Annotated in this window: 7 protein-coding genes; 3 read left to right on the top strand and 4 right to left on the bottom strand. The window is 73.3% G+C overall.

Annotated elements, in window-relative coordinates; genetic code table 11:
- Nucleotides 1-871, bottom strand: an 871-nt coding sequence (locus ABZ885_RS32040; RefSeq protein ID WP_360196403.1) for a protein kinase, incomplete at its 3' end; no start/stop codon positions are given.
- A 61-nt stretch (nt 872-932) separates the two neighbouring features.
- A complete protein-coding gene (locus ABZ885_RS32045; RefSeq protein ID WP_360196405.1) occupies nt 933-1574 on the bottom strand; it encodes a TetR/AcrR family transcriptional regulator in 642 nt (213 codons plus the stop codon).
- Nucleotides 1575-1963: 389 nt separating this feature from the next.
- Here ABZ885_RS32045 and ABZ885_RS32050 point away from each other — a divergent pair, with 389 nt between their 5' ends.
- Nucleotides 1964-2890: an SGNH/GDSL hydrolase family protein gene (locus ABZ885_RS32050; RefSeq protein ID WP_360196407.1), complete on the top strand. Its 927-nt coding sequence runs from the start codon at nt 1964-1966 to the stop codon at nt 2888-2890.
- Nucleotides 2891-2989: 99 nt separating this feature from the next.
- Here ABZ885_RS32050 and ABZ885_RS32055 read toward each other — a convergent pair whose 3' ends face one another.
- Both ABZ885_RS32055 and ABZ885_RS32060 read right to left on the bottom strand, forming a co-directional pair.
- Entirely contained in the window at nt 2990-4762 is a 1773-nt protein-coding gene (locus tag ABZ885_RS32055) for an endonuclease/exonuclease/phosphatase family protein (protein WP_360196419.1), read from the bottom strand.
- A 401-nt stretch (nt 4763-5163) separates the two neighbouring features.
- Nucleotides 5164-6150 carry a LuxR C-terminal-related transcriptional regulator gene (locus ABZ885_RS32060; protein WP_360196410.1) on the bottom strand — a complete coding sequence of 329 codons (987 nt, stop codon included), beginning with the start codon at nt 6148-6150 and terminating at the stop codon, nt 5164-5166.
- Between the two features lie 483 nt (nt 6151-6633).
- On the opposite strand from ABZ885_RS32060, the gene ABZ885_RS32065 reads away from it, so the two are divergent.
- Both ABZ885_RS32065 and ABZ885_RS32070 read left to right on the top strand, forming a co-directional pair.
- Complete coding sequence (locus tag ABZ885_RS32065; protein ID WP_360196413.1) at nt 6634-6855, top strand: hypothetical protein; 222 nt, start codon at nt 6634-6636, stop codon at nt 6853-6855.
- Between the two features lie 7 nt (nt 6856-6862).
- Nucleotides 6863-7132 (top strand): hypothetical protein, encoded by a 270-nt coding sequence (locus ABZ885_RS32070; RefSeq protein ID WP_360196416.1) that lies wholly within the window; start codon nt 6863-6865, stop codon nt 7130-7132.
- Nucleotides 7133-7445: the final 313 nt, after the last annotated feature.

The raw sequence follows: 7445 nt of genomic DNA on the forward strand, positions 1-7445 counted from the left end.
CAGATATGTTGACATCCCCGGCCTCAGGGTTTCCTGGGGTTGGACGCGCCGCGGCCGCCATCGAGGCGGCGTCGGCGAACCGGTCCCCGGGCTGCTTGGCCAGGGCCCGGGCGACGAACTCCCGCACCGCCGGCGGGAACTGCCCCGGCAGCTCCGGCGCCGGCTGCTGGACGTGCTTGAGCGCCACCTCGACCACGCTCTCGCCGGTGAACGGCGGTGTGCCGGTGAGCAGTTCGTAGCAGACCACGCCGAGCGAGTAGAGGTCCGAGGCCGGTGCGACGCCGCCGCCCCCGGCCTGCTCGGGGGCCATGTACAGCGCGGTGCCGATCACCACGTTGGTCGCCGTGAGGGTGGTGCTCACGAGCGCCCGCGCGATGCCGAAGTCCGTCACCGTGACCCGGCCGTCGGCCCCGAGCATCAGGTTGGACGGCTTGACGTCCCGGTGCACGATCTCCTGCTGGTGCGCGGCCTGCAGCGCGTCGAGTGCCGTGGCGAGCAGGCCCAGCGCCCGCTCGGGCGGCATCGGCCCGTCCTCGGCGAGGACCTTGTCCAGCGGCCGGCCGTCGACGAGCTCCATCACGATGTACGCGATCCGCTCCCCCTCGGCGCCGCCCTCCGCCGCGCCGCCGCTCTCCCCGTAGTCGTGGACCTCCACGATGCCCGGGTGGCTGATCGCGGCGAGCAGCTGGGCCTCGCGCCGGAAGCGCCGGGCGAACGTCCCCTCCTCCAGCAGCCCCGCATGCAGCACCTTGACCGCCACCTGCCGCTCCAGCACCCGGTCGTCGGCGCGCCAGACGGCACCCATGCCCCCGCCGCCGATCCACTCGGTCAGCGTGTAGCGACCTCCGAGTACGGCCCCCCGACCAGTCATGCCCCGCCCTTTCGCGAATCCCCGACCCGACGGGTCGTCAGTCGTCCGGATCGTCCGGCCATCAGTCTTCCCCACCGTCCGCCCCGCCGGTACCGGTCGCACCGGACGGTTCGGGCCGCAACGAGCGCCAGATGCTCTCCGGCAGGATCCGGGCGGCCTCGGCCAGGTCCAGTTCGTAGGTGTCGGCCAGCCAGCGGCGGGCCGCCTCGGCGACCGGCCCCATCACCAGGACCTCGACCAGCGGGCCCGGGACGGGCACGATCTCGCCCCGCTCCATCCGCGGCCGCATCCAGTCGCCGATCACCGCGAGCCTGGCCGCCTTGGCGGCCTTGATCTGCCCGGCCCGCGCGGCCAGGTAGCCGGAGTAGGCGGAGGCGTGCAGGAAGAGGGCGGCGTCCCGGTGCTCCGCGGTGAAGCGCAGATAGGCCTGCACGAGCGCCCGCACGCCGGTGCGCGCGGTGCGGCTGCGCTGCAGCGCGGCGGTCATCTCGTCGAACAGCTGCTCCATGCAGCGGATGTAGAGCGCGGCGGCCAGCCCGTCGAAGCTCCCGAAGTGGTGGTAGAGGCTGCCCAGGCTGACCCCGCTCGCCGTGGTGACGGCACTGACGGTGAACCCCTCCTGGCCCGACTCCGCGTACACCCGCAGCGCGCCGGCCAGCAGCGACTCCACGGTGGCCTCGCCCCGTTGCTGCTTGGGGGGCATCTCCGCGCCTCCGCTCGACCGTCACGCCACGGCCTCGGCCGCCAACTCGGCCAGCATAGAGCAGAACTGGAGGGGTTCTCTAGAACGAAGCTCTACTTCTGACGCTCCGTCCGCCGGGCGCCGGCCCCCTGCCCCCGGAGACCTGCACCGCACCCGGCCGGATGGCACGGCCGGGTGACAAGCGACGGCACCAATTCCGCTCCGGAGCGTTTCGGAAATACCTTCGATACGCAGTGGAGCGTAATTCCGAAATGCTTCCGGCGAATTTGGGGAATTTCCGTGCCATGCATGGACGGGCGCGAAACCTGACAGTAACTTACTTTCGAGTAGTAGCTGTGGCCCGGCTGGCACGACCCCCACCTGTCGTTTCTCTCCCCCAGGAGGAACCCGTGCTCCGCCCTGCCCGGAAACTGCGCAATTCCACCGCACTCGCCGCCGTCGCCCTCGGCGCGGCCCTCGCCCTGACCTCCACCAGCGCCCAGGCCGCCACCCCGGCGCCGCGCCACTACGTGGCCCTCGGCGACTCCTACGCCGCCGGCGCCGGCGTGCCCGGCCAGTCGGCCGGCCTCTGCCTGCGCTCGGACCGCAACTACGGCCACCTGGTGGCCGCCGCGCTCAAGGCCGGCGCCTACACCGACGTCACCTGCGCCGCGGCCAAGGTGAAGGCGATGACGCAGCCGCAGTACGACGCCTTCATCCGGGTCAACGACCCCCAGCTGGACGCCGTCACCGCCGACACCGACCTGGTGACCCTCGGCATCGGCGGCAACGACCTCGGCGTGACCGACCTCGGGCTCGGCGACCTGGTCGGCGTCTGCATCGCGGGCGCGGTGGTCAACCCGCTGGGCACGCCCTGCAAGGACGTCTACCACCACGGCCACTGGGACTGGTCCAGCTGGTCCTGGCAGTACGGCAACGACGACCTGGCGGACCGGATCGACGGCGCCGCGCCGCAGATCGCCGACACCCTCAAGCGCATCCACGCCAAGGCCCCGAAGGCCAGGATCCTGCTGGTCGGCTACCCGTCCGTGCTGCCGTCCGCCGGCTCGCGGTGCATCCTCCGCCAGCCCGTCACCCCGGGCGACGTCGACTACCTGCACGGCGTGCTCGACAAGCTGAACGCCATGCTGAAGTCCACCGCGGCCGCCAACGGCGCGACCTACGTGGACACCGCCACGCCGACCGCCGGCCACGACGTCTGCTCGGACGACCGCTGGATCGAGGGCGCGCTGCCCGGCTCCCCGGCCGTCCCGTTCCACCCGAACGCCACCGGCGAGAAGGTGATGGCGGACGCGGTGCTCGCCGCGCTGCGGTAGGCCCGGCGGGGCCGGTCCGCGGACCGGCCCCGGAAAGCCCCGAGGGGGCGGTGACCAGACCCCGGTCACCGCCCCCTCGGCCGTCCCCCCGCGGGGACGTCACGGCTTGATGCGGACCACCTGCGGGTCGTGGTCGCTCGCCTGCTTGGCGAACTCGCTGTTGATGTGCACCACGTCGTACTTGGCGTACCCGACCTCGGGGCTGACCAGGATGTGGTCGAGCACCTGCGAGTTGCCCTGGTAGACGTAGGAGTACTGCTCCTTCTCGGGCAGCTCGTTCACCAGGTCGCGCAGCACGCCGCCCTTGGTGAGCGCGGCCAGCGCGGGCGAGAACTGGTAGTCGTTGAAGTCGCCGAGCGAGACCACCTTGGCCTCCTTGTCGGCGCCCAGCAGCTTGGCGACGAAGGCCTGCTCGACGACGGCCTGCTTGGTCCGCTGCACCTCGGAGCTGCGCTCCGGGGCCTGGAACCGGCTGTCGATGCCCTGGTCGCCGCCCTTGCTGTTGAAGTGGTTGGCGATGACGAAGACCTTCTTGCCGCGGAAGGAGAACTGGCCGGCCAGCGGCTTGCGGCTGTTGGCCCAGGCCTCGTTCGCCGGGTCGATCCGGCCGGGCGAGGCGGTCAGCGCGGTGGCCGCGCCGGTGCCGGCCACGTCCACCGCGGTGGTGGCGGAGCCGCCGGGGATGTCGGTGAAGGAGACCCGCTGCGGGTTGAAGAGGAAGACCTGGCGGATGTTGCCGCCCGGCTCGCCGCCGTCCTTGCCGTTCTCCGGGTCGATCGAGCGCCACTCGTACGCCGGGCCGCCGGCCGCCTTGATCGCGGCGGTGAACTTGGCCACGGTCTGGCTCGCGTCCACCGTGCCGTCGTTCTTGGCGCCGTTGTTGTCCTGGATCTCCTCCAGGGCGATGATGTCGGGCGAGCGCAGGTTGGTGACCACGGCCTGGGCCAGCTCGGCGAACTTGGCGTCCGGGTTGCCCGGGGCCAGGTTCTCCACGTTGTAGGTGGCGACGGTGAGTTCGCGCTCGCCGGCCGGCGCGGTCACCTCGCGCTCCAGGTGGTTGTCCTGGAGCGCGCCGAGGGTGCCGGCCACCAGGGTGTAGCCGCCGAACTGGTTGTAGTCGAGCGGGCCGTCGGTGGTGCCGGTCAGCACGTCGCCGACGTTGGCCGCCGGGAACGGCTGCTGGGCGACCGGCGCCTGCTGCTGCACCATCAGCCGGCCGACGTTGGGCTCGGCGTAGGACTCGTAGAGCACGCCGCCGCGCTTGCTCTTCTGGTCCTGCTTGTCGGCGGCGACCCAGAGCTCGTTGTACTTGTCGGTCGCCTGGACCACCCGGACGTCCTTGACCTCGACGCGCATGCCCTCCAGCGACTCGTAGAAGTCCAGGGCGTACTTCTCCGGGTTCAGCGCCAGGCCCTCGATGGTGGCGGCGCCGGCCGGGGTCTGCGGGGTGTAGGTGCCGGGGATGTTGCGGGTGTCCACGACGACCGGCGCGGGCAGCGGGTTGCCGGAGGAGAGCACCGTGACGGCCGGGGAGCTGATCTCGGTGAGCGACTGCGAACCGCCGCTGAAGTTCGGGTAGTACTCCGTCACCTTGCCGCTGACCAGCACCGAGTCGCCGACCTTGACGGTGGGGTTGCCGCCGGTGAAGACGAAGACGCCCTCGCTGGTGGCGGGGTCGGCGTCCGGGTTCGGGTCCTGGATCCAGAAGCCCTTGGACCCGTAGCCGCGCACGCCGGTGACGATGCCGGGCACCCCGGCGACGGTCTTGCCGGCCTGCGGGGATATCCGGGTGGTGCCCTGGATGTCGTGCACGCGCAGCGGGCCGGGCTCGGTCGGGCCCGCCGGGGCCGCGTCGGCCGAGGGCGCGGCCACGGCGGCCGGCAGCGGCACGAGCACCAGCGAGGCGGCCAGGCCGGCCGGGACGAGGGTGGCCCGGAGCAGGGCGCGGCGGGGGCGGGGAGCGGGGGACGTGGTCACCGGGCGGGACTCCTTGGTCAGCCGTGGCGCGCGGCGGCACGGCAACGGGGCGGCACGTTCGCCCGGCGGGCGCGGGGCCGGCCGGGGGCGTGAGGGTGGGTCGGTCGGGTGCCGCAGGCGTGCCAGGCCGGCGCAGGACCGGTACTACCCGCGTAGAAGACAGCACGGGAGCCGGAAGCCGCCCCCGCAGCGCTCAAGATACGCGCGTAGAAAATGACGCGACAAGTCCCCTGCGGTGAACAATCGGTACCGCCGGAAGAGTGAATTCTGACAAGCCGTCGAAGCTGTGATCTCTCCTACAGCCAACCGCGCTGAGAGGCCTTCAGACCCGCCTCGAACCGGCTCGCCGCCTCCAGCCGGTCCATCAGCGCCGCCATCTGCCGGCGGACCGTCCGGACCGAGACGCCGAGCCGCTTGGCCGCCGCGTCGTCGGTGATCCCGGTGGAGAGCAGCCGGAGCAGTTCGCGCTCGCCGGCGCTCAGACCGGTCCCGGTGTCCTCCGGCCGGTCGGCGCCGAGCGGGACGGCGGTCTCCCAGGTCTGCTCGAACAGCGCGATCAGCGAGGCGACGATCCCCGGCTCCTCGGTGCAGAGCGCACCGGCCCGGGTGTTCTCGGGGTCGATCGGCACCACGGCGGTGGTGCGGTCGAAGACCAGCATCCGGGGCGGCAGCACCGGCGCGGTGCGCACCCGGCCGCCGAGGCCGGTCATCCACTGCACGTAGCCGAAGGTCTCCGGGTCGTTGCGGACGCTGTCCTGGTAGAGGGTCCGCAGGGTCACCCCGCGCACCAGCGCGTCCTCGTCCAGCGGCCGGGAGGCGGCCAGGCTCGCGGCGGACTGCGCGCCGCCGGGCATCACGGCCAGGCACTCGCCCTTCAGCCGGGCGGTCAGCACCTCCAGCTTCGCCTGGATCGCGTCCAGCCCGACCAGCCGCTCGCCGCCGTCCACCAGGGTGCTCGCGCGCAGCGTGGCGTACTCCGCGACGGCCCGCGCCACGGCGGCCTTGGATACGGCCAACTCCTGCTGGCGCCGGACGAGTTCCTCCTCCTGACGGCGCAGCAGCAGTTCCAGGCCGCGTTCCGGGCTGACCGGCCAGAGCGCACCGGGCCGCTCGCGGGAGGCGCGCAGCAGGGTGAGGTCGGCGAGCCGGTCGAGGGCCTCACGGACGGTGGGTTCGGGGAGGCCGAGGCGCGTGCAGAGTTCGGCCACGCCGCCCTCGGGGTCGGTCAGCATCTCCCGGTAGACGGCCTCGGCGGTGGCGTCCAGCCCCAGCAGTTCCAGCACTTCACCGACCCCTGAATCATCGGGCTGTCGTCACGCGAACCGTCATCGCGCCAACCGCCATCCAAGCTTTCGTCGTCCGAGCTGTTGTCGCGCGGATTCGTCGTTGCGCGTCGCGCGGGGTGCGAGGGTTGTCCGAACGGCCCGCCGGGTCCGATCCTGCCGCCGTGGCGCTTGCGCCACAAGGGCATGATCCGGTCAAGCGGGCCGCCCCCGGCGGCCGGGCGTACAGGAGGGGCGTACGGGCGGAACGGGGCGGCGCGTACGGGGCGGCGCACACGGGACAGGGGTTGCAGGATGCTGCCTGTCCTGATGCTGCCCCCGTCCGGCCCTCCCGCGGCCGGTGCGGCACCGGGAGAATCCCCCCTACGCGCACCCCCGCTCCCGCGCCCGCCCGCACGCCGCCCCACCGCCGTCGTACCGCCGTCGCACCCGTCGTTCCCTCCGCCCTGGACCCGAACCGCCCTGCACAGAACAGGACCCGCCGTGCCCAAGACCGTCCGGCTGCTCGCCGCCACCGCCCTCGCGCTCGCCCTCGCCACCGCCGCCGCGCCCGCCGCCACGGCCGCCGCCGGCGGCGCCACCGATCCCGGCGGCATCGGCTGGGACAACGCGACCGCCGGGACCGTCCTGTCCTCCGGCCCGATCGGCTGGGACACCCCGGCCGCCGGGACCGTCCGGTCCTCCGGCCCCATCGGCTGGGACTGACCACGCGGTGTTCGCGGTCCAGCTGACCCTGCTGAACGTCGCCGCCGCACCGCCGGGCGAGTCCGGGGCCGCCGACGTGCAGGCCGCGGTCCGGGCGTGCGCGGGTCCGGGCGACGGCCTGGAGCACGTGCGGGCCTGCGCCGTGCCGGCGGGCGTCGGGCTGGTGCTGTACGTCCGCGCGCCCGACCGGACGGTGGCCGGGCTGCGGGCGCAGGCGCTGCTCGACCGCGCCCTCGCGGCCGGTCCGGAGGGGCGCTACGCGCTGGCCATGGTCTGACGGCGGGCGCCTGCACGGTTTCGGCCCTTCGCCGGGTTTGCACCGGCTCCGCACCGTGCCGCGGCCCTGTTCCGCACCCGAAACTTTGGCCGATTCCCATCGGTGGCCGGGTCGCGGCCGCCCGGCGGCGCCCGGCCGGTGGTCCGGTGGCGCCCGGCCGGTGGTCGGTCGGCGCCGGCGTTCCGTCGCGCCCGACCGGTGGTCGGTCGGCGTTGCGGGCACCGGGCACAGCAGTGAGGGCCGGCCACGAGCTCGGCGTAGCGGCCCTCGATGACCGGCTCGTCCAGCGTGAGCGCGGCCTCGGCCTTGGAGA

Source organism: Kitasatospora sp. NPDC047058 (genome assembly GCF_040643935.1).
Classification (GTDB): domain Bacteria; phylum Actinomycetota; class Actinomycetes; order Streptomycetales; family Streptomycetaceae; genus Kitasatospora.

Coding starts and splice junctions, on each gene's coding strand:
- ABZ885_RS32045 (WP_360196405.1), bottom strand. CDS start 1,574: ATGCCCCCCAAGCAGCAACGGGGCGAGGCCACCGTGGAGTCGCTGCTG.